This is a genomic window from Vibrio proteolyticus NBRC 13287 (assembly GCF_000467125.1).
Taxonomy (GTDB): Bacteria; Pseudomonadota; Gammaproteobacteria; order Enterobacterales; family Vibrionaceae; genus Vibrio; species Vibrio proteolyticus.
In genome coordinates, this window is sequence record NZ_BATJ01000006.1 from 36,548 (window position 1) to 58,241 (window position 21,694).

Genomic DNA, 21,694 nt, shown 5'->3' on the forward strand with positions numbered 1-21,694 from the left:
ATTAGATAGATTCGGGTAACGTAAAGTTGTACAGCTCAGGCAACGTAAACGGATTCTTCTGCGTGAGCGGAGTAATGCGCATACGGAGATCGCGGCCAGACACTTTAATATCACTGACGAAGCTACCATTGTGGGAATTTGTTAATGTCGAGCTGCCCAGAAGACGATACACCGCCCATTGACCATTTTTGCTCAATACGTGCTGCTTACCCTCATCCGTCACATCCTGGATGGTGATGCTGACGCTGAAATCGCCGCTTTGTGGTGGCCATTGCAGCTCTTTCACCAAGCTTGGCCCCTGATAATAGTTAATGCTGGTGTCGGCAACCTTAATTGTGGCGCGTATAGCACTGGAGTCCAGATCCAGAACTTTAGCACTGAACGGAATATAGAAGCGGTTGGTACTCTTATTGATCAGGGTATCGCGAATCACGTTGTAGTTTTTCAACTGAACCAGCAGTTCTGGCGATAATGGCATGACCTCACCGTCGACACGTTTCGGTGTCCACAGGTTGGTGTCGTAGAACGGAGCGAAGTTCTGCTGGATAAAGGTATCCATGATGCCACCCTGAGCGAACAGCAGCTCAAAGTCTTCAAGAGAGATCTCGTCGGTTGCGGTGAGATCGAACGGATACTTGTTGAGGCCAATCTCTTTAAATTTGCTGTAAACCTCACTATACCACTTGGTTTGAATCCCCTGAGATGCTTCGGTAATCATAACAGACCAAGTTTGGTTGACGATGTCCATCAGCCAAGAACGCACCGGTTCTGGTGACTTTTGAGCGATCTGTTTGAGACGGATCAGCGGATCGGCTTCCGAGCTGTTCATCCGTTTGCGCGTTGCGGCCAGGGCGGCCATTTGGGCATCCGGTGAGTCGGCAATATCTTTAACGTAAGAGCGCACCTGGCTCAGAGCGGTAATGGTCTCTTCCCAAGGGGTAGGGGAGTTCGGCGTCTCGTTAACTTGCAGTTGGTTCAGCAGGCGGAACGCTTGTTCTACACGCGACATCAGCAGGTAATCTGGCTGGACAACGTCTTCTGCCGCACCTTTTGCCGCTTCCACAGCATCATTCAACAGAGGCGCTTTGTTTTTCAGCAGTTCGGTCTTATCACCAGTAGGAGAGAATTGTGTATTGGTATACACCTGCTTCAGAACGGTAGTCATCGGTGATGACGGACCCGAAATCAAATCGATGGCATTGGTTAAATCACCAATGTTGTTGTATCGCTTCACTTTCAGCTCGCTGAGCGCATTTCGCCAATAACTGATGTAGTCATCGGTGTATTTCTTACGTACCTGCTCTTTGAAGCTGTCTTGTTCCTGCTGGGTCGGGATGACGTTATCTGACAAGCCCAGCACCCAGTTGTCGGCGATGACGTTCTTCGACATCAGATCCACACGTGGGCGATAGAACGTGGTGAAACCGGTGGAGGTGTACACTTTGCTGATGGTCAGACGGTTTTCGTCGACACTGTCGTTGAAGACGTTAGTAAAATCGAAGCCAACGGCGCGTTCGATATCCAACGTACCCAGATCGATTTCATCTGCCTGATCCAGCATCTGTGCGTAAACGAGATCGACGTTCGAGTTGGACAGCAGTTGTCGACGTGTCGCCCGTACCAGATCCATATTGATATTAACCGGGGCAAACTGCGTTCGGAAGTAGGCATCAAGATACGCCATGGTTTGTGCCGTCATCTCGTTGCTGCCCGTCAGTGAGCTGACCACTAACTCGGTTTTCTTACGCAGATACGCCATGTCGCGCTTGGCTGGATCTTTCAGCATCAGGTAGCCTTTGAGCAGCGGCAGAGCACGAGTAGGTTTGTCTTGTACTTTGGTTAACTCAAGACGGTAGCCTTTTTCAATGACAGGCATCAGGTTCGTTGAGATACCATCCAGCAGAGTGTTGTAGGCCAGTTTAGTCGTGTCTTCCAAACGGCTGATCTTCATCGTCGATAGCTCTTGGTCCAACGCCTGGTTACCAGTTAGCCACGCCGCGTAAGACGGAGCGATAGACTGGTTGGCATTCAGCAATTGAGCATTGAATGAGGATACTTGATCGTCGCTTTCTTCTGTGCCTTCTACCCCAATCATCTGGTTCATCACATTCAGGTTACTGTCCAGCACCTGGAACAACAGATAGCCGCCGCCAAGAATGATCGCGACACTCGCAGCCATTGACAGGTAGCTGTGACGTTGGATACGACGCAAGTAGGTCTTGTTCTCGCCGGCGAAATCGGCTTCTGGCAGAATCTGCGATTCAACCAGGAAGCGGGTGAAATACGGAGTTTCACTTAGGTGAGAGTGCTCCGACGCGATAATTGGCAGGTTGAAATAGTTACTGCAACTTTTGGCCAGCAAGTTGTATTTTCTACCACCTTGTAAGTTGGAGCTGAAGAACACCTCTCGAATATCCAGACAGTAACTGCCGTGATTGAGACTATTCAGACGCTCGACCACATTACGTACTTCTCCTTGACACAACTCGAATTGCTTAGGAAAGGCCAGAATGGCTTTTTTCTCATCCACATTGTTGGAGTGAGAGGACGAATCCAGTGCGTTGGACTCCATCACTTTGACCAGATTGGTGAAACTGTCATTGAAGTAGTCGATCATCGCACCTTTTGCATCTTTCAATGGAATGCTCAGGTACTCGATCGCTGTTTTCAGTGGACTGAAGTGCACATATTCTTTAAATCCATCCAGTTTATCCAGTTTCGACATCACCAGATAAAGAGGAATGGCGGCCGCCGTTTCCTGACCAATGTATTCCAAACGTTGTAACAGTGCGGTCAGGGTGTAGTCGACCTGTTCGTCTTCATGGACAATCAGAAACTCAAAGTCGATGAAAAACAGACAGCCACTGAACGGTTTACGTGGACGGAGTCGGATGACTTCATTGACCAATGTATGCCACAGCGCGGAATCCGCACTGGATACTTCCTGAAAAACCAGACGGCGGTCTGGTTTGATGTAGATAGCAGAGTCGGACTCGTACCATTCAAAGAAATCATTCTTGATGGTGTTGGGGCGGTCCATCGGCTTTATCGCGTTAGAAGTGTGCAGAAACTGGGCTTTACCGGAAGACTTATTACCCAAAATCAGGTAAATCGACTTTTTACTGGCCCGCTGAAGCAACGGACGCAACACCATCGACAGCGTTTCTTCTTCGGTTTCCAGTTGTTGTGATTTTTGTTGACGGCGCTTCTTCACCCACAGAATTGTGTTGAAAGTCGCGTAGATGACCAAAATCGCAGCCAAAGGTCCGTATAAGTACCAGGCACTGCTTTCTGCAAACCAGACAAAATACACCGTCAGGGTGATCGCTACCCCAATCAATGCCAACAGTGTTGATAAAAACACTGGGTTCCTAACCAAATTCTTCTTGAACATAATCTAAGTTTCGTTCTGACGTTGTTGTATATAGTTATTGAGCGGTGGCGGACTGTTCTTGTTGCAGCTCCACTTTTAACTCATTGAGTTTGTGTTGATAGATATTCAGTAAACGCTGAGACTTTGCGACTTCTTCCGGCATTTGATTTTGAGCGGCATATTCAATGCGGCCCAGTAAAGGGAAGAGGGTATTACTGTAACGGTAGGCTCTTTCTATGCTGGCTTTGTCGTTGTTTTTCGCCTTGGCGTTTGCAAATACGGTGCGTGCTTGTTTGAACTCGGCGCTGAGTTTCTGATACTCCGCTTCCAGGTCCGCGCGGCTCTGTTCGAATGTTGCTGACAGAGACTGTGCCGATGATGAATCGGGGTACAGTTCAGTGACGGTTTGTGTGACGCTACCGATGTCATCAATTTGACTGACGCGGATAGGGTCGAGATCCCAGCCGTTTACCAACGCGGATACGCGTTGCAATAGCGTATCTTTGATGGCTTGTTTCGTGGAATTGTCTTCAAGCTTGATGGCATTGGCCAGAGGTACCAACTGATTGATCGACGCAATCTCTATTTGCGTCTTCATTGCCTCAACTCTTCTGTCCTGATAAACAAAATGGCTAAACAGAGCAACAAGAACCACCACGGCTAACGCTGCCATGAAGAAACCCATTCCTGAGCGCTTTTTTTCTGGCTCTGAAGCCGCAGAGGGTGAGACGTTCACTGGAGTCGCAGATGTCGGTGATGGAGAGGGTGACACATCCATCTTCATCATAGGCTGCGAGCGAGGTGCAGGGGCTGGCTGAGCAACAGAAGCGGTTTGTTGTTTGACGGCTTCTTCTCGCTTAGCCATTTCGGTTTTGAGCTGTTCAATCCACTGCGTAAAAATGCGTCGAATCGCGCCTAAAGAGGGGGCTTTGATACCGTAGTGCAGACGCAGCTCTTCTTCTATCTTGAGGGTCAATCGATGCCCTGCCTCAATAAGAGGCAGATCCTGCTCAGAAGGATTGATGTGTTTTTGGCGACGTTCCGCGTATTCGACAAACCACTCGATGGAAGACATGCGGGCATTGGCCTTGTCTTCCGTCGGGTAGCCGGAGTGCCAATACACCACGCATAAATCGTAGATGGCGTTAAGACCTTCTACCAGGCCTTTCAGGCCATGATTATTGGTGGCAGCGACACCGAAGTAACACGCGCAGCGAAAATCCTTTCCATGTTGTGTCAGAACCTGTTTTGATAGTTCTTCCACTTTTTTCCATGAAACACGGCCAGTAACTTTGTTGATGTTGTTGATTTGACGTTTAATTTCGTCAAATTCTTCTAGGCCGTTTGGATTAATGCCACTGGGATGCTCATGATCTATCGGTCGACGAGCAAAATCCGAGAAGTACATATAAACCCTACCAAACTGATGTTATTAGCTTTTATTAATATAAATACATTAGCCTTACCTAATTTTATTTTTGTTGTACTGTGGCAAAGCAAAAAAATTTCGAGCAATTTTATTCTTAAATTGACCAAATGAAATTTAAAACTTTATAAAAATGTATTTAATTTAACTAAATGTGAACTGCATCACTAAGCCTAATGCAGATGTTAGGCAGAGTCGCATAAGTAATTTCTGACACTTTCCTTTTGATATAAGTCTCACTAGCAATGAGGGGTGATGCTTGCTAGTTGTTGACAATGTTGATAGTAAATGCTGGATGAATCTGAATTGAGGTATCAATGTTGCTAATGTTATCTATTTATTTGTGATTAAAAAAACACCACAAATAATATTCACAAATCTAATTTGTTTACATATTAATCAATAGAGTGACAACGTTTTGACGGGTGTTGAATTTACTAAAAGTATAGATGTTTTCACTAATCTCGTTGTCATAATGAGCTATTTATTAGCGCTCTCGGAAGGGGATATTGAAAAAGGGCGATAGCTTGGTATCTTCGCGTGTCAATAAAAAAGGAAACCTTATTTTCGGCCGAGGAAAATTATAATGGCGAAGCCAATCAATATCGCTTTGGCACTCTTGATGTGTGCCGTTTCTAGCAGCGCAGTGGCAAAAGGCGAGCGTTACGGTGGTAGCGTGAGTATGCTTAGTATCGAAGGTATCGACTACGACGAAGGTACCAGTGGTGAAGCTGATGCGCTTCGCTACGGTTTGCTGCATACCCGACCAATCGATGAGAGCAATAATCGCTGGCGTTGGTGGTTAGGTTTGAACTACCTGGATGAATCTGTGGATGCACCATCAAACGGGATTTATCAGGAAGTCACCAGTTACGAGCTGCGTGTGGTACCTCAATACGCACTGGCAGACTGGGGCTGGTTTACTCCGTATGTGGGTGCTGGCCTGTCTCTGGCATACTCTCAGTACTCTAATCGTTGGGTCGTTGACGGTGAAGGCTACCGTTACGGCGAGCAACTTGACGATATCGATCAGTTTGAAGTCGGCGCCGTTGCGACACTTGGCACTGTTATCAAGCTGGGTGGCAACCCAGATGCGCATCTGCAAATCGTGCCTCAGGCATCATACATTTTACCTGTGTATAACGATGGTCTGGGTGGCGTAGAGTTCTCAGTCGCGTTGCTGTTCTAAGGAAATCGGTATGCGAACTAGTCAACTCGTTCTTTATATTGCCAAGTGCCCGGAAGAGTACACCGGCTCTAAACATATTGAGATGCCAGAAAGTGGTGGTTCAATAGGGCGGAATGCCGGGAGCACTGTTGCGCTGACGGATCACAACCGCTTCATTTCTGGTACACACTGCTTGATCAGCGTGTATGGCGATACTTACTACATCAGTGATGTCAGTACCAATGGGACCTTAGTCAACGGTAATCGTATTCTGAAAAATCAGCCAATTTCGATTCAAGAAGGCGATTCAATCGCCTTGGGACGTTACGAAATCTCAGTGGCGTTTGAACAGTTGACTAGTAACCTTGACATCGCTGCGGACATTGTACCCGATCGCGATTCCACCGACCCCTTAGTCGGTCTGGGCGAACATATCGTGCATGAAGAGCAGCAAGTCGAAAGCATCGAAGAGCTGTTTATGGAGACCAAGAGCGAGCAAGTCGACACTCATGATCCGGTCGCTCATCTTGATTTTGCCATGCAAATCGAAGATGACCATTTGATTCGCGACGAGAACACCCAGAAAGAGGTGCCAAAGTCGAATGAATACAAACGTCAGATCCCTGATGATAGTTTCAGTATTTATTCAGAGTTTGAAGCCCCTAACCTGATCCCTGAAGATTGGATGGCTGGCGAAACAACATCGCAACCTCAGCCCGCTCCTCAAGCCGCACCAGTAAAAGTGAATCCAGCACCACAGCCAGAGCCACAGCCGGCAGCACCTCGTCCTCAGTCAGATATGGTGATGCAGGCTACCCAGCCTGAGGCTGCGCCATATACGGCACCTTCAACTGAGGCGCCAGCACCAAAACCGGCGGAACCTAAGTCCAGGTCTGCGTACTGGGAAGAAGTGACTCAGCCAATTCCTGCTCAATCTAATACCGAACCTAAGCAAGAAGAACCGAAGCCGCAAACCATGGCAATGGTGCAGCATGAGCAGCAAGAACCAGCTCAAGCTACTCATGACGCGGTGCATGCTGCGTTTTTCCAGGGGTTGGGTATTTCTGATTCCAGCTTGCAGTCGGCAGATCCCAAGCTCTTTCAGCAGATGGGGGCGTGTCTGCGCTTATGCATCGATAAACTGCAGAAAGATCTGAGTGAAGTCGAAGATCTTAAACAGCAAGGGGAGCAGGAAACTCTGGCCACGAATCTGACGGAATTGATGCTGACCCTTAATCAACAGAACCTGCTGTCTCCGAATGAGTTGATCGAACAAATGCTGGATGAACTTGACGAGCACCGCTCGCATTACAACCAAGCGGTGAGTGATGCGATTTATGCAGAAGTGTCTGATTGTGATCCCGAGCAGTTTGCCAAGAAAGTCGCCGCAGAGTCTAAGTTTGTAACCCGGGGTAAGCTGTGGAGTAAGTATGAAAACTTCTACCACAACAAACGTCAGGGAATGTCGGACACCAGCGGCGCTTTTGCTCAGAAGAAAATCAAAGAACAGTATCATAAGAATTTAAAGGTGAAACATGCGTAAGTTGACGGTCGCCCTGACACTGTTTTTGTTATCGGGCTGCGCGATGTGGGAACAGTTTAAAGAATCTTCTGGTATTACCCCGGAAACCTCCTCGATTGAACTGGTGATCGAAGCGTCGGACGTGTTGAACGTTCGAGATGGCGGCCAGCCATCGCCGGTCATTATGCGAGTACATGAACTGACTTCGCCGGTATTGTTTCGGAGTTTGGATTTCTTTGCGTTGTTTGAAAACGACAAGGCGGCACTGGGTGATGAATACATCAAACGTTATGAGTATCAGATAAAGCCAGGCGAAAAAATCCATGAGCTGATCGAGCTGGACCCTACCACTCGAGCGCTGGGTTTCTCGGTCGCGTTTCGTGACATTAATGGCTCTTCATGGCGCAAAGTGGAAGCTATCGAAGAGAAAACAGAATACTTCCTGAGACTGAAACTGGAAGGTAGCGAAATGATCTCTGATACCACGAAAGGTATCGAGCAGACTTATTTTTAAGGAAATCGAACATGTCTTTATATAATCCAGTTGTATGGCAAGATGGTATGTTCATGAAGCCACAGCATTTCCAGCAGCTCGACCGGGCTCAGGGAAAAGCGAGTGGTATGCTTAGCACATACAGTGCGCCACTGCATTGGGGAATTAAGCGTCTAGAGATCAACACGGAACTGCTGGCGCTCGGAAAAATCGGTATTACCCGTGCAGAGGGGGTTTTGCAGGATCGTACCCCATTTGAACTGCCGCTGCTGGCCGATCTACCAGAAGTAAAAGAAGTGGATCCGTCAGTCACTGACAAAGTCGTGTATTTGTGCTGCCCTTTGCCTTCAGAGCGCTCAGAATTATTCGGTACGCAACGTGATGGTGCTCGTTATTCCATGCACCCACAAGAAGCTGTGGATTCATGTTACAACAGTGAAGACATGGCTAATATCATGGTCGGGAAGCTGAATTTTTGTTTGATGTACGATCATGAAGATAAGAGTGCTTTTACCTCAATTCCGATCCTCAAGATTTCTGAAGTAAAACCAGACGGCAGTATTGTTCTGGATGAGAGTTTTATCCCGACCTGTCTGGATATCAAAGCGTCGACGGTATTGAATAAATTCGTGACCGAATTTGCCTCGATGCTGCGTCATCGCGCAGAATCCATTGTTCAGCGCCTGGGCGTGGTGGATCAGCAGGGGGTTTCATCGGTTTCTGATTTTATGTTGCTTCAGGCATTGAATCGTTATGAACCACTGTTCTGGCATTTTGCCGCGACGGAAGGGGTGCATCCGGAATCCTTGTATCGAATTCTGCTGCAGGCAGAAGGCGAATTGTCGACCTTATGTTCTTCTGCGCGTCGCCCGCAAGAGTATGTGGAATACAATCACGCTGACCTAACGGCATGCATGAGCCGTACACTGGAAAGTTCGAAGATGACCTTGAGCGTTATGTCTGAGCAGCGCGCAATTCCGTTGACGCTGAAAGAGCAGAATTACGGTATTCGCACTGCACCGATTCCGGATCAGCGAATTGTTGATTCTTCAACGTTCATCCTTGCGGTGAAAGCCGATGTTCCTCTGGATATCCTGCATACACAATTTGTAAGTCAGGTGAAGATCGGTTCTATCGACAACATCCGTCAGTTGATCAACTTGCAGTTGCCAGGCATTAGCATCAAGCCGATGCCAGTTGTGCCACGCGCCTTGCCATACCACGCCGGTTACACCTATTTCGAACTGGATCGCAACAGCGAAGAGTGGATGGCGCTGAATAATGCCGCTGCGATCGCTGTTCACGTAGCGGGTGAGTTCGCTAACCTGTCACTACAACTGTGGGCTGTGAGATTATGAGTTACGCAGATGATGATGTAACCGTTGTTCTCTTTCAGCCTGAGCCCGGCAAGCCTATGGAGGTTATGCCGGCGCCGGATCTGTCGCGTAATATTGCGGTGGATGATCTGGATATTTCCACCATGGGGGTTAACCCCTTGGTGGATCAGTTTTCGTGGCTGATTGCGAGTTTATCCTGTATGGACTCGATTCCATGGCTGGACGATCCAATGCCATTTCGCGAGCAGGTAGCACGAGAAATTCGCAAAGGTGAACGCAAGCTCAATGAGATGGAAATCGACCGGGCGACCATTCTGGTGGTGCGTTACTGTTTATGTGCTGCGGTCGACGAAGCGGTACTGGCGCAGGAGTGGGGCACCAACAGCCGTTGGAGTCAGAACAGCTTGTTGGCCGAGTTTCACAATGAGACATCGGGCGGTGATAAGTTTTTCGTTATCCTTGAGCGCCTGAAAGCAGAACCAAGAAAGTATCGCTATGTAATTGAGTTTCTGTACTTGCTGCTACAGCTTGGTTTTAAAGGTAAATTTGGCCGTGAAGAGCGTGGTAACGAGCAACTGGCGGAAATTGGCAATACAATTTATCGTCTGATTCGGGATGACCGTCTTGCGGAACAAGAGAAAGTTTCGTTGGTCAATCTTAAGGCGAAATACCTTAAGAAGCCGCTCAAGCGCGTCATCTCACCGAAAATGATACTCGGTGTGACCGCCCTAGTTTTTGCTGCCATGTACGCGGCGTCTTATCTGCTGATCGATGTTAAGTACCAGCAACTTCTGGGTGTGTACCAATAATAGCTATGGTGTTGAAAAAGCCCGCTTTAACGCGGGTTTTTCTTTGTCTAAACACTTTCCGTTTAAGGATATAGCAAAAAGCCCGCTGAAGATTCAGCGGGCCTTTTCAATAGTGGCGGAGAGATAGGGATTTGAACCCTAGATACGCTATTAACGTATGCCGGTTTTCAAGACCGGTGCTTTCAACCACTCAGCCATCTCTCCATGTGGGCGCTATGATAGGAATATCCAACAGGCTTGTAAAGCGAAGAATCGAGATAAACGGCGCGGTTGCTCGTTAACTAGCCGATTGTCAAACTCGTGCTAAACTACTAAAAATGCTTATAAATACTAATTTTGTGACGTAAATACTCTATTCATACTTATGCTAATAAAATAATGTTTTATTAATAAGGTTTTGAATTTTAAAAGAAATATGGGTTTGAGAAAACGCTTGTACGCCCGAAAGTCGTTGCACGTAAGTGTGAACTGTTTCAAAATTAGCTAATTACCAGTCTGAAGTGGTTAATTCTGAGGTATTTATGAAAGTCGCGGATCTTTTCAAACATCGTGGTGAAACAGTGTCCAAGTATCATTCTGAGTTGTTGGAGAAAATGTCTCCCGCAGTACGTGAGTACTGGGGCGAAATTCTGCATAAGGCGAATAATCGCCAATTCTTCTCATGGGTACGTGATTTTCAGCAGCCAGCAGTCAACGAAGACGTGGTTGTTGAAGAACCGCAGATCGTGCTTAAGCCTGAAGCACAAGTCTTGTTTGATGAACTTCAGCAACAGATTGGCGAAGTGATCCACACCGGAGACTGGCTGAGCGTTGATCAAGAGCGTATCAATCAGTTTGGCCAGGTGACAGAAGACATGCAATGGATTCATACTGATCCTGAGCGCGCAGCCGCAGAGTCTCCATTTAAGACGACCATTGCACATGGTTTTCTGACCTTGGCATTGCTGCCGCGTTTAACGGACAGTGTTGACCCTGAACATAACCTGTTCCCCAGTGCGAAAATGGTGGTCAATATCGGTCTCAACCAGGTTCGATTTCCCTATCCGGTGAAAGCTGGTAATCGCCTTCGTGCAGTGAGCACGCTAACTAAAGTCACACCTATTCGCAAAGGGTTAGAGGTTGAGCGTGAAATCAAAGTTGAGATCGATGGAGTACGTCGTCCAGCTGCGGTTGTTGTGTCGGTGATTCAACTGCACTTCTAAGTATCCAGATAGCAAAAAGGAGAGCCATGGCTCTCCTTTTTTGTTTCTTAAGTTATTTTGTCGGTGTGTAGCCGTACTCTTCAATCAATTTTTTGGCCGCTTCAGAATCAATGTATTCGATAAACGTTTTAGCGTCTTTGTTGAGCTTTTCTGGATAGAAGACCAATAAGAACGGACGGGAAAGCTCGTATTTTCCGTCGGCGATGTTCTTTGTTGTCGCTTCTGTTCCTTCAAACGTAATGGCTTTAACGGACCGATCAACTGAACCGGTGGAGATAAAGCCGATTGCCTGTTTGTTGTGGTTAACCAGTGTTTTTACCATGCTGTTACTGTTGACCACCAGGTTGTCTGGATTAATGTCAGAAACCTCACGGTTGTTCACGATGCGCGTCAGGCCTAATAGGTGCTCGAAACTGTAACGGGAGCCTGATGATGCTTCACGGGTAACGACGGCAATTTGTTGATCCGGTCCGCCAACTTGTTTCCAATTGGTGATTTTTCCTTTGTAGATATCATACAACTGTTCACGGCTGATATTGGTCAGTGGATTTGACTGATGGACGATCACTGCCAGTCCGTCAAATGCAATGGGATCCACCTTCAGGTCGCCAGACATCTCGCTTTCGACCAGGTAGCGTGAACTCATACCAATGTTGACGACTCCTTTTTTGACCAGTGTTATCCCCGCCGTAGACCCGACGCCCTGAACCGCGACATAAGTTTCTGGATGAGCTTTATTGAAATCTTCGGCGAGTACATCCATGACACGGGCGACCGACGTTGAGCCGGAAACACTGATTTGTGCCGCAAACAGCGGGAAAGAAAACAACGTAGTAGACAGCAGGGCAGCCATCGCAATTCGAATCATACAAAACTCCGGAGGTGGTATATCAGATGCCGCTTATCATATGTCGATTACATGACAATTTTGTGAAAATGAATGCAGACTCAAATATTTATAATTCATATTATGGCTTCTACACTTAATCAGAAGTGATGTTACTCGGGCTAAATAGCTGATACAGTCAAAAAAGTGATCACGCCAGCATCGCTAGGGAGAGTTGAATGAGTTTGGTGAATTTGTTGCAAAGGCAGGTTGAAACCCGGGCTCAGGTTGTGTGTCAGAACCGTAATCAGAGCTTGCCGGTTGAACTGGGCAAGGCCAGTTTTGAAGTGCTCGATAATGGTGTAGTGTTTGTCAAACAACACTATCTTCTCGATTCTTCGCACTGTGATTACTTTAACCCGGTGGCGCGAGTACTGTGGGATGAAGAACAGCAACGATGGAATTTGTCGGTCATTCAGGAAGAAGGGTGTGACGACTGGGTTCCGTATCCTTATCTGGCGTTTAGTAATGACTTAACGGCGTTGATGCGAGAAATTGAGAAAGATCCCAAGTCGTTGTTCTGGGATTGATGCCTATCCGGATACGAATTAAAGAAAAGGCGCCCTACGGCGCCTTTCTTGCGGACAATGTGTTATTCGGCTTCAGCCGGAGCCTTTTCCGATTCTTCCGGTTTTGGCGGCTCAGCGAAGACCTGAGTCGGTTTTGCCACCAGGCTGCGATTTTCCTGGTTCACTTCTGTCAACACCACTTCCAGTGTGTCGCCAAGGCGATAGATCAATTCTTTGTCGATGGCGATGGTACCGTTGTCGCCATCCAATTGGATACGCTCTTTGTTGGCGACGATCAGTTTGCCTGGAACAAACGCTGCGGCGCCATTTTCCAGCAGACGGATACGCATACCGGCACGTGAAATATCGAAGATCTCAGCAGAGAACTTGGTTTCTTTCGCCGGCTCTTCGGCCAGTGTGCGGGCATACAGCCAGTCGGCCACGTTGCGCTCAGCAATCTTATGATGCTTGCGGTGCAGTGCAAGCTCTTCGCCGACCGTTTCATCGGGTTGCTGCACCGGCGCTTTGCCCAGCACGTGCGCTTTGAGCATGCGGTGGTTGATCATGTCGCCGTATTTACGGATTGGAGATGTCCAGGTCGCGTAGATATCCAGGCCCATTGCAAAATGCGGCAGCGGTTGGTTACCAATTTCGCTGTATGTCTGGAATTTACGAATACGGTTATCCAGGTAAGTCGTTTCCTGAGTGCCCAACCAACGACGCAGTGCGGCAAAGCCTTCCAGAGTAGTAATGCTTTCAGCGGTGAACGGAAGGTCGCCTTGTGGATTCACCAGTTCAACGACTTCTTCAATTTTCTCGGCTTTAAAACCACTGTGACAGTTGAACACACCAGTTTCAAAGTGAGCACGCAGAACTCTGCCTGCACAAATGTTAGCCGTGATCATGGACTCTTCTACCAGACGGTTTGCACTGCGGCGCAAGTCGGCATGAATCGCGACAACGTCGTTATCTTCACTCAGTTCAAAGCGGTAGTCCGGGCGATCAGGGAACACGACGGCGTGTTCTTCTCGCCAGTTTGCACGTGCCTGAGAAAACGCGTACAGATCGCGCACGATCTGTGCGATCTCATCGCTTGGTGTCCACTCGGATGACTCACCGGTCTCCAGCCAGTCAGAGACATGATCGTAGACCAGCCGTGCGTGGGATTTAATGTTGGCAGAGAAGAAACGGATATCGTCGCCAATAACGCCATCTTTGCTTACGGTGACCGTGCAACACAGCGCCGGGCGAACTTCGTTTTCTTTCAGTGAACACAGATCGTCCGCCAAATCACGAGGCAGCATCGGAATGTTGCGGCCTGGCAGATAAATAGTGAAGCCACGTTCACGTGCCACTTTATCCATCTCATCATCCGGCGTGATGTAAGCCGTTGGATCTGCGATGGCGATGGTCAGCTCAAACTCCCCGTTTTCTTTTTGTTTGGCGTACAGCGCATCGTCCATATCTTTGGTTGATTCGCCGTCAACGGTCACAAACGGAATATGGGTCATATCGATGCGTTCAAGATCCGCATCGTCTTTTAGTTCCCAGTTCTCGATTCCTGCCGGTTCGCTGTTCGGCAAATCGTTTTCTGCCAGCGTAACCCACCACGGCGCAATCTTGTCGTTTGCGTCGGTGATCTTTTCTGAGATTTCAACAAAGAAGCCATTGTCGCCTTTAAGAGGGTGGCGCGTCAGGTGAGCGACCACCCAATTGCCTTCAGCAAAATCGTCTGGCTTGAGACCTTTTTTCACTTTGGCTTTCAGGGATTGTTTCTTCAACTGAGGGTGATCAGGTGCCACATTCAGTTTGCCTTTGAACATCTTAACGCGGCCGATAAAACGGGTCAGAGATTGCTCCAGTAGCTCTTGAGGTTCGGCCACTTCACGCTCGTTTTCGGTACGAATAATGGCAACGACTTTATCGCCGTGCAGACATTTTTTCATGTATGGTGGCGGGATGAAGAAGCTGGTTTTGCTGTCGACTTCCAGGAAACCAAAGCCTTTATCGGTGGCTTTGATGGTGCCTTCTTTCTTTGGCAGGGTTTCCTGAATTTGTTGTTTTAGCTGAGCTAACAGAGGGTTGTCTTGAAACATCGTAAACTTATCTAATTTTGGGCCGGCGAGACATGTCGCGTTGGCGACTCAGATTTTACGTCGATTATGACGCAGCAATAGCAGCACACTATAAACATTGACGCTGCGGATTACTACCGAAAGCGTGCTTTTCACTCCGGAAAAGTTGCTGTTTGCCGTAGGGCGTGCCACCCTTTCTAAACTTGGCTTGTGACGTAAATATGACCGTTTTTACCAGTTATGAGAAAAAATTGTGATGTATTTCAATTTTTTCTGGCTTTTTGTGTGCTTTTACGAAATAATCCGCGTCCCTTAGTTGTCCCTAGCGGCTTGATGCGATTTAACACTTATCCGCATCTGAAAGGAATCAGCTCTAATTTGTTGTTTGGATTGGTATGGAATTGGTAGAGCTCGTGGGACCTTGTAAATCAATAATCTTAGTGGGATCCCAATGCAAGATTCTGTAACACAGTTCAGCGACTTAGCGCTGAACGACGCCATTCTTTCTGCTCTGGACGGAATGGGCTTTGTTTCTCCAACTCCAATTCAGGCGGCTGCCATTCCGCATCTGATGCAAGGCGCTGACGCGCTGGGTAAAGCTCAGACCGGTACTGGTAAAACAGCGGCTTTCTCTCTTCCTCTGCTGAACAAAATCGATCTAGACCAACGTAAGCCCCAAGCTATCGTGCTGGCACCGACTCGCGAACTGGCGATTCAGGTAGCGGCCGAAATGAAAAATTTGGGTCAGAACATCCGTGGTCTGAAAGTGCTTGAAATCTACGGCGGTACGTCCATCGTTGATCAAATGCGTGCTCTGAAAAGTGGCGCTCATGTCATCGTCGGTACACCGGGCCGTGTACAAGACCTGATCAACCGTGAACGTCTGCACTTGGATGAAGTACATACTTTCGTTCTTGATGAAGCGGACGAAATGCTGAACATGGGTTTCGTTGACGACGTTACCGATATCATGGAGCACGCGCCAGAGTCTGCTCAGCGAGTTCTGTTCTCAGCTACAATGCCTCCGATGCTGAAAAACATCGTTGAACGCTTCCTGCGTGAGCCAGTCACTATCGACGTTGCAGGTAAAAACCACACAGTAGACAAAGTAGAGCAGCAGTTCTGGGTGGTTAAAGGCGTTGAGAAAGACGAAGCCATGTCTCGTCTTCTGGAAACCGAAGAGACGGATGCGTCAATTGTATTCGTGCGTACTCGTCAGGATACTGAGCGTCTGGCAGACTGGTTGTCTGCGCGCGGTTTCAAAGCAGCAGCACTGCACGGTGACATTCCGCAATCCTTGCGTGAGCGTACCGTTGACCACATCAAACAAGGTGTGATCGATATTCTGGTGGCAACTGACGTCGTTGCTCGTGGTCTTGATGTGCCACGTATTACGCACGTATTTAACTACGATATTCCATTTGATGTTGAGTCTTACATCCACCGTATCGGTCGTACTGGCCGTGCAGGACGTAAAGGTAAAGCGATCCTTCTGGTTCGTACCAACCAAATCCGTATGCTACGCACTATCGAGCGTGTGACGAAGTCTTCAATGGAAGAAATCCAACTGCCACATCGCGATAAAGTGGCAGAATCTCGCTTGGAGAAACTGGGTGCAGAACTGGAAGCGGAAAAAGAACACAAAGCACTAGAGAAGTTCGTTGATCTGGTAGAGAAACTGCAAACGTCTCTAGAACTGGATGCAACCACTCTGGCTGCCATTCTGCTGAAGCGTCAGCAAGGCAAACGTCCATTGTTCTACATCGGTGAAGATCCGATGATCGAAGCGATTGAGCGTGATAAGTTGCGTCGTCGTGAACGTCGTGAAAACGGTGGTCGTCGTGAGTTCGGTAACCAGGAATGGGATACTTATCAATTCCAGGTTGGCCGTGAGCAAGGCGTTCAGGTTAAAGACATTGTCGGTGCGCTGGCAAATGAACTTGGCCTGACTAAAGGCTCTATCGGTGCCATCAAGCTGGATCGTGGTGAGACTTACGTTCAGTTGCCTAAAGCGATGTCTTCAGATGTAGCGAACAAGCTACGCAAATTACGCATTCGTCAGAAGCAAGTGGATGCTGTGGTATGTGACTTTGATGATTTCCGCGAGTCACGTGGTCGTCGCGAAGGCGGACGTCGTGATGGTGGTCGTCGTGACGGTGGTTTCCGTAGTAATCGCGAAGGCAATGGCAACTTCCGTGGTAGCCGTGAAGGCGGCAATCGTGAAGGTGGTCGTCGCGAAGGCGAACGTCGCTTTGATCGCAATCGTGGTGGCGATCACCGTGGTAACCATCGTGGTGAACGTGGTCATAGCCGCGGCCGTCGCACCGAAGCGTAATTCTTTGCAGAATTAAGAAAAAGCCCCGCTCAGATGAGCGGGGCTTTTTTGTGCATTAAGCGGCGGGATAAACCATTGGAAAGTCGAGCGTGGGATGTTTAGCAACCATGGCGCTGAAGCCGTATACCCGCTCAAGCAGTTTGGGTTGCAGCGCTTCCCAAGGCGCGGCATCTTCGACCAGCTTGCCATTATGGAGGATCACCATTCGGTCTGCGTATTGCGCGGCCAGATTCAAATCATGCAGCACCACAATGACCGCAGCCTGTTGTGTAGTGGCCAGCTCACGTGCGATGTGCAACGTATTGTGCTGGTGGGCGAGATCCAGGGCAGATGTCGGTTCATCCAACATCAGGATTTTGCGCTCTCCACTCTGATGTAACTGGGTTAGTACCCGGGCGAGATGCAGCCGCTGTTTTTCGCCGCCAGATAACGAGGTGTATAGCCGTTCTCCGAGGTGCGCAACATCGGTCAGCTGCATGTAGTGCATGGCGATATCCCGGCTTTCGGCCTGACCGATGTTCAACGGTAAGGCGCCCAACTCGACCACTTCGTGAGCCAGAAAAGGAAAACTTAAGCTACTGTGTTGAGGCAATATCCCCAAGTGACGGGCCAGCGCTTGAGACGGCCATTGTGATGAAGATTGAGCAAAATAGGTGAGAGGGCTATCGGAGTTAATCTCACCACACATTAGTTTGAGTAAGGTACTTTTTCCCGCACCGTTTGGCCCGAGTAGCGCAGTAACCTCACCTGCGCGAATATCCAGATCAATGTTATCCAGTATGGTGTGCTTGCCAAATTGCACACTGGCTTGGCGAACACTCAGAACCACTTGTGGCATTACAGGATTCGTCCTTTTTGTTGAAACAGAAGATAGAGAAAGAAGGGGGCCCCAATCAATGCGGTAATAATCCCGACTGGCAATTCGGCAGGCGCAAGAACGACGCGAGACGCCATGTCTGCACCGGTCAGCAACAGTGCGCCCATCAGTGCAGAAAGCGGCAGCAAACGTCGATGATCCGGTCCGGCTAACATACGTCCAAGATGGGGAATCACCAGGCCAATGAAACCTATCATACCGGATACACTAACGGTCACGCCGACACCGACCGCCGTGAGCAAAATCAGGTGGCGTTTGAGACGTTGTACCGGAATACCAAGATGACGAGCTTCCGCTTCACCGAGCAATAAAGTGTTGAGAGCCCGGGCGTGACGATAAAACAGCACCATTAAGAGTAGGAAGGTGGTGCCCGCCAGGCCTATGGAAGACCAGCTTGCACCAGCCAGCGAACCCATCGACCAGAGTGTCAGATCACGTAACATTTGATCGTCCGCGAGAAAGTTAAGAAAGCCGATGCCCGCCCCTGACAAAGCGCTGATTGCAACGCCGGCAAGCAGCATAATGGTGACGGAAGTGCCGGTTTTAGATGTGCCAAGATGGTAAACGATAACCGTGGTCAGCGCTCCGCCTAAAAAAGCAAATACCGGAATCGCAGTGACGTTCATCAGGACAGGATAGGCTTGCGCCAGTTCGGAAAATAGGACTATCGCAGTCGCCGCCCCTAACGCGGAGCCGGCTGATACACCAATGATGCCCGGTTCTGCCAGCGGGTTGCGAAACAGGCCCTGGGTCACCGTGCCGCACAGAGCCAGCGTTGCGCCAACAAATACACACAGAATGGTGCGTGGGAAGCGAATTTCATGGATCACCAGATTTATGTGCGCTGGAAGTGTGTTCGAGCGCACAAGCAGACTGTACAAACTGTCGGTGAACCCGATCTGCATTGGGCCGACGGTGATCGAATAGACGGAGGTTATCACCAACATCAGCGAAAACAGCCCAAGTGTCACGCTCAAAGGAAGTCGTCTCAACAACATGATTGAGCCCTATTTTGACAATAGTTGATGCAGTCGTTCGGCTTCGGCTAGGCTCTTTAAACCCAGTCCGCCAACCAATGCATGCCCGTCGATGGTGAGGATCTGTTTATTCTGACCCGCCGGGGTGGCTGCGAGCATCGGCATCGCCTTGAGGAGCGCGTCAGCGCCGCCTAACTTGTCGTAGCTACGGCCACTCACCAGAATCACATCAGGTTGCATCTCGACCATAGATTCCATCGAGAGCGGTTTGTACGAAGTTAGCTGTCTAGCTGCCGGGTTGATTCCGCCCGCCAGGCGAATAATGGCGTCTGGCGTCGTATCTTTGCCAGCCACGTTGGCTGCCCGGCCTTCATGAATTAGCAGGAAGAGGACTTTTTTCGGGGTATTTAACGGTTGGTGTGTCAGAGCATCGAGCTGCTGTTGGAGATCTTTTTTCAGCGTTTCGGCTCTGGTTTCGCTGTGGGTCAGAGCGGCAATTTGATCAACACGCGCTAAGAGTCCCGCAGTGCTGGCCTGAGTGTTAACGATTTCAACACGTACGCCAGCGGATTTGAGCTGCTCTAAAGTGGAGCCAGGCCCCATTTCATCCGATCCAATCAGCAGTGTCGGGGACAAGGCCAGCAGACCTTCCGCAGACAGGCGGCGATGGTAGCCTATCTTGGGTAGTGTTGTATTCCCTGGTAGTGTGCTAGTGACATCCACAGCGACAAGTTGATCATCCACGCCTAACGCAACCATCAACTCAGTGACGGCACTGCCTGCACTGACGATGCGTTCGTTGGCAGACGCGGTGATTGGGGAGAGCAGACTCAACGCTAAGGCGCCAAGGCAGAAAAAAGGTTTGAGCGGTAACATGTTAAAAATCTCGTTTACTTAGAATCTTCGGTGAGCAATTGGGTCGCCTGAATGCCGTTTTCTTGCAGGTAAGCCAACAGTTTGACCAGGTATTGAATATCGGCCGTTTTCTCGGCGCCGATGACGATCGGTCGCGGTTGAGAGCTGTGTTGTTCCAACAGCGCCAGCGTAAAATTTTCCCAGTCGAGGTATGTCTGACCATCGATAGCCCAATGTGGCTCATCATTAAGAATGTTGATGGTCATGGATTGGCTGTCGATGGCGGCAGAGACTGGGGAATCGGTGGTTGGCAGGCTCACGTCCAGCGAGTCCAGCTTGACGGCAGCCGTCAACATCAGAAACACCATAACGATAAAAATAATGTCCAGAAGCGGTGTTAAATCAGGCGTCATACTGAAGGACGTGTGGTTGTGCCCAGTTTTAATCATTGTGAAGCCACCGGGGAATTCATCGCTGTGCCATGTGTCTGAGCCGGGATTGGTCCGGCCAAATTGACGCCTTCAAGCCAAAGGTTGACATAGTTCAGTGTGTGCTCGAGTTTGGCCATCACACGGTCTGCCCATAATCCCAGTAACTGAGCGGCAACAATAGCGGGCAGTGCGATCAAAAGACCGGCAGCGGTGGTGAACATGGCGATGCCTAGCCCATCGGCCAGATCGCTTGGGGTCACATTGCCTGAAGATGCGGCCATGCCCTGAAACATCTCGATCAGGCCAAGTACAGTTCCGAGCAAGCCCAGTAATGGGCTGATCACTCCAACCAAGGTTAACAATCGCAAACCTGAATGGAGTTGGTGACGCTGCTCTTGCAGCCAGATACCGGCGGCGTCTTCTCTTAGCGTTTTCTCTACATGGCGATGTGTCAGCAACATACCGACGCCCTTAAACAGTAAGGGACGGCGGGGAAGTAGCGCTTCTGCTAGCTCGTCCAACTGTTGATGGTGTTGCGGTGAAAGCTGCATGAGTTTGTATTGAACCGCGCGTTTTCCCACTGAGAAACTGATCGCGACTTGGATCAGGCGCTCAGCAATAATCATTGCGGTCAGAGCGGAACAAACGAGCAGTGGCCAGGTCATCAGGCCAAGCTGTTGCTGTAATTGAGCAAAGGTTTCCATGGTTAATCCAACTTAAAACGAACGGGAATTTGTACTCGGTGTGCGACTTTCTGCCCCGCAATGATGTGGGGGGAAAACCGCCATTGTTTGATGGCATTGAGTGCCGATTTGTCCAGTAGTGTTTCTCCGGAAGAAGCAATCAATACTTGTTTGACCTGATTACCATTTTCATCCAGCCATACCTCGTACATTGTCACGCCTTCAATTCCCCGTTTTTGTGCCAGACGAGGGTAATGCGGGGCGACCGGCCGAGTGACAAACGATGGTTTTTGTACCATGACAGGTTCACTGGATGCGCCTTGTGTCGCCGGTTGAGGTTTCACGTTGTCGATAGGAGGAGTCGGTGGTGTTTCCTGCTCAGGTATTTTTGGTTGTTGCTTTGTTGCCGGCTTAGCTGACTTAACCTGAGCCGGCTTTGATTTGATTGGCTTTGTGACGTGTTTCTTCACCGCCGGTTTCGTGGCGACACTTTTCGTCGGTGACGTCAGTTCCGCTGCCGCTTGCACAGTCTCTGGAGCCTCAGTGGGTATGGCGTCGGATGCTGGGCTGGGAGGCGGGGCAGCAACAAAATTTATCGCAACAGATGTCGACTGGCTACCCGCGGGCATTGCCAACGCTTTTGGTTCCTGGGCGACAAACAGTAGAGCAGCATGCGCGATCAAAGACACACCGCCAGCAATTGCATACCTTGTCAGGCTCACTTTTTTCTCCACTT

The 21,694-nt window shown here is 49.1% G+C and carries 18 protein-coding genes and 1 tRNA gene; 8 read left to right on the top strand and 11 right to left on the bottom strand.

Annotated elements, in window-relative coordinates:
- Position 1: 1 nt before the first annotated feature.
- Entirely contained in the window at positions 2-3,394 is a 3,393-nt protein-coding gene (tssM, locus tag VPR01S_RS08880) for a type VI secretion system membrane subunit TssM (protein ID WP_040902488.1), read from the bottom strand.
- Positions 3,395-3,428: 34 nt separating this feature from the next.
- Positions 3,429-4,781, bottom strand: coding sequence for a type VI secretion system ImpA family N-terminal domain-containing protein (locus VPR01S_RS08885; protein ID WP_021704983.1), 1,353 nt, complete (start codon positions 4,779-4,781; stop codon positions 3,429-3,431).
- A gap of 604 nt (positions 4,782-5,385) precedes the next feature.
- Between VPR01S_RS08885 and VPR01S_RS08890 the strand changes: the two genes are divergently transcribed.
- Genes VPR01S_RS08890 through icmH form a run of 5 tightly spaced genes read left to right on the top strand, consistent with a single transcriptional unit; the run spans position 5,386 to position 10,128 of the window.
- Positions 5,386-5,988, top strand: coding sequence for a putative outer membrane beta-barrel protein (locus tag VPR01S_RS08890; RefSeq protein ID WP_021704984.1), 603 nt, complete (start codon positions 5,386-5,388; stop codon positions 5,986-5,988).
- 10 nt (positions 5,989-5,998) lie between these two features.
- Positions 5,999-7,510, top strand: coding sequence for an FHA domain-containing protein (locus VPR01S_RS08895; protein WP_021704985.1), 1,512 nt, complete (start codon positions 5,999-6,001; stop codon positions 7,508-7,510).
- Complete coding sequence (tssJ, locus tag VPR01S_RS08900) at positions 7,503-8,003, top strand: type VI secretion system lipoprotein TssJ (protein ID WP_021704986.1); 501 nt, start codon at positions 7,503-7,505, stop codon at positions 8,001-8,003. The genes VPR01S_RS08895 and tssJ overlap by 8 nt, the downstream gene beginning before the upstream one ends.
- A gap of 11 nt (positions 8,004-8,014) precedes the next feature.
- The gene (gene tssK / locus VPR01S_RS08905) at positions 8,015-9,340 is read left to right on the top strand and encodes a type VI secretion system baseplate subunit TssK (RefSeq protein ID WP_021704987.1); all 1,326 of its coding nucleotides are present in this window, start codon (positions 8,015-8,017) and stop codon (positions 9,338-9,340) included.
- A complete protein-coding gene (gene icmH / locus VPR01S_RS08910; protein ID WP_040902490.1) occupies positions 9,337-10,128 on the top strand; it encodes a type IVB secretion system protein IcmH/DotU in 792 nt (263 codons plus the stop codon). Before tssK ends, icmH begins: the two co-directional genes overlap by 4 nt.
- A gap of 113 nt (positions 10,129-10,241) precedes the next feature.
- Here icmH and VPR01S_RS08915 read toward each other — a convergent pair.
- A tRNA-Ser gene (locus VPR01S_RS08915) sits at positions 10,242-10,332 on the bottom strand.
- A gap of 317 nt (positions 10,333-10,649) precedes the next feature.
- Between VPR01S_RS08915 and VPR01S_RS08920 the strand changes: the two genes are divergently transcribed.
- The gene (locus tag VPR01S_RS08920) at positions 10,650-11,330 is read left to right on the top strand and encodes a MaoC family dehydratase (RefSeq protein ID WP_021704989.1); all 681 of its coding nucleotides are present in this window, start codon (positions 10,650-10,652) and stop codon (positions 11,328-11,330) included.
- Positions 11,331-11,382: 52 nt separating this feature from the next.
- Here the strand turns inward: VPR01S_RS08920 and VPR01S_RS08925 are convergent, their stop codons facing one another.
- Entirely contained in the window at positions 11,383-12,198 is an 816-nt protein-coding gene (locus VPR01S_RS08925) for a phosphate ABC transporter substrate-binding protein (protein WP_021704990.1), read from the bottom strand.
- 197 nt (positions 12,199-12,395) lie between these two features.
- Here VPR01S_RS08925 and VPR01S_RS08930 point away from each other — a divergent pair, with 197 nt between their 5' ends.
- A complete protein-coding gene (locus VPR01S_RS08930; protein WP_021704991.1) occupies positions 12,396-12,746 on the top strand; it encodes a DUF3024 domain-containing protein in 351 nt (116 codons plus the stop codon).
- A gap of 62 nt (positions 12,747-12,808) precedes the next feature.
- Here the strand turns inward: VPR01S_RS08930 and rnb are convergent, their stop codons facing one another.
- Positions 12,809-14,821 (bottom strand): exoribonuclease II, encoded by a 2,013-nt coding sequence (rnb, locus tag VPR01S_RS08935; protein ID WP_021704992.1) that lies wholly within the window; start codon positions 14,819-14,821, stop codon positions 12,809-12,811.
- Positions 14,822-15,251: 430 nt separating this feature from the next.
- Here rnb and VPR01S_RS08940 point away from each other — a divergent pair, with 430 nt between their 5' ends.
- Positions 15,252-17,135 carry a DEAD/DEAH box helicase gene (locus VPR01S_RS08940; protein ID WP_021704993.1) on the top strand — a complete coding sequence of 628 codons (1,884 nt, stop codon included), beginning with the start codon at positions 15,252-15,254 and terminating at the stop codon, positions 17,133-17,135.
- A 55-nt stretch (positions 17,136-17,190) separates the two neighbouring features.
- On the opposite strand, the gene VPR01S_RS08945 is transcribed toward VPR01S_RS08940, so the two are convergent.
- Genes VPR01S_RS08945 through VPR01S_RS08970 form a run of 6 tightly spaced genes read right to left on the bottom strand, consistent with a single transcriptional unit; the run spans position 17,191 to position 21,680 of the window.
- On the bottom strand, positions 17,191-17,973 hold the full coding sequence (locus VPR01S_RS08945; protein WP_021704994.1) for a heme ABC transporter ATP-binding protein: 783 nt from the start codon (positions 17,971-17,973) through the stop codon (positions 17,191-17,193).
- Positions 17,973-19,010, bottom strand: a complete 1,038-nt coding sequence (locus VPR01S_RS08950) for a FecCD family ABC transporter permease (RefSeq protein ID WP_021704995.1) — start codon at positions 19,008-19,010, stop codon at positions 17,973-17,975. The genes VPR01S_RS08945 and VPR01S_RS08950 overlap by 1 nt, the downstream gene beginning before the upstream one ends.
- 9 nt (positions 19,011-19,019) lie before the next feature.
- Positions 19,020-19,865, bottom strand: a complete 846-nt coding sequence (locus VPR01S_RS08955; protein ID WP_021704996.1) for a heme/hemin ABC transporter substrate-binding protein — start codon at positions 19,863-19,865, stop codon at positions 19,020-19,022.
- Between the two features lie 14 nt (positions 19,866-19,879).
- Positions 19,880-20,293, bottom strand: a complete 414-nt coding sequence (locus VPR01S_RS08960) for an ExbD/TolR family protein (protein WP_021704997.1) — start codon at positions 20,291-20,293, stop codon at positions 19,880-19,882.
- Complete coding sequence (locus VPR01S_RS08965; protein ID WP_021704998.1) at positions 20,290-20,979, bottom strand: MotA/TolQ/ExbB proton channel family protein; 690 nt, start codon at positions 20,977-20,979, stop codon at positions 20,290-20,292. The genes VPR01S_RS08960 and VPR01S_RS08965 overlap by 4 nt, the downstream gene beginning before the upstream one ends.
- Positions 20,980-20,981: 2 nt before the next feature.
- The gene (locus VPR01S_RS08970) at positions 20,982-21,680 is read right to left on the bottom strand and encodes an energy transducer TonB (protein ID WP_040902493.1); all 699 of its coding nucleotides are present in this window, start codon (positions 21,678-21,680) and stop codon (positions 20,982-20,984) included.
- Between the last annotated feature and the right edge of the window lie 14 nt (positions 21,681-21,694).

Coding starts and splice junctions, on each gene's coding strand:
- icmH (WP_040902490.1), top strand. CDS start 9,337: ATGAGTTACGCAGATGATGATGTAACCGTTGTTCTCTTTCAGCCTGAG.
- VPR01S_RS08895 (WP_021704985.1), top strand. CDS start 5,999: ATGCGAACTAGTCAACTCGTTCTTTATATTGCCAAGTGCCCGGAAGAG.
- tssK (WP_021704987.1), top strand. CDS start 8,015: ATGTCTTTATATAATCCAGTTGTATGGCAAGATGGTATGTTCATGAAG.
- VPR01S_RS08920 (WP_021704989.1), top strand. CDS start 10,650: ATGAAAGTCGCGGATCTTTTCAAACATCGTGGTGAAACAGTGTCCAAG.
- VPR01S_RS08945 (WP_021704994.1), bottom strand. CDS start 17,973: ATGCCACAAGTGGTTCTGAGTGTTCGCCAAGCCAGTGTGCAATTTGGC.
- VPR01S_RS08960 (WP_021704997.1), bottom strand. CDS start 20,293: ATGATTAAAACTGGGCACAACCACACGTCCTTCAGTATGACGCCTGAT.
- VPR01S_RS08885 (WP_021704983.1), bottom strand. CDS start 4,781: ATGTACTTCTCGGATTTTGCTCGTCGACCGATAGATCATGAGCATCCC.
- tssM (WP_040902488.1), bottom strand. CDS start 3,394: ATGTTCAAGAAGAATTTGGTTAGGAACCCAGTGTTTTTATCAACACTG.
- VPR01S_RS08940 (WP_021704993.1), top strand. CDS start 15,252: ATGCAAGATTCTGTAACACAGTTCAGCGACTTAGCGCTGAACGACGCC.
- rnb (WP_021704992.1), bottom strand. CDS start 14,821: ATGTTTCAAGACAACCCTCTGTTAGCTCAGCTAAAACAACAAATTCAG.
- tssJ (WP_021704986.1), top strand. CDS start 7,503: ATGCGTAAGTTGACGGTCGCCCTGACACTGTTTTTGTTATCGGGCTGC.
- VPR01S_RS08930 (WP_021704991.1), top strand. CDS start 12,396: ATGAGTTTGGTGAATTTGTTGCAAAGGCAGGTTGAAACCCGGGCTCAG.
- VPR01S_RS08925 (WP_021704990.1), bottom strand. CDS start 12,198: ATGATTCGAATTGCGATGGCTGCCCTGCTGTCTACTACGTTGTTTTCT.
- VPR01S_RS08965 (WP_021704998.1), bottom strand. CDS start 20,979: ATGGAAACCTTTGCTCAATTACAGCAACAGCTTGGCCTGATGACCTGG.
- VPR01S_RS08955 (WP_021704996.1), bottom strand. CDS start 19,865: ATGTTACCGCTCAAACCTTTTTTCTGCCTTGGCGCCTTAGCGTTGAGT.
- VPR01S_RS08950 (WP_021704995.1), bottom strand. CDS start 19,010: ATGTTGTTGAGACGACTTCCTTTGAGCGTGACACTTGGGCTGTTTTCG.
- VPR01S_RS08890 (WP_021704984.1), top strand. CDS start 5,386: ATGGCGAAGCCAATCAATATCGCTTTGGCACTCTTGATGTGTGCCGTT.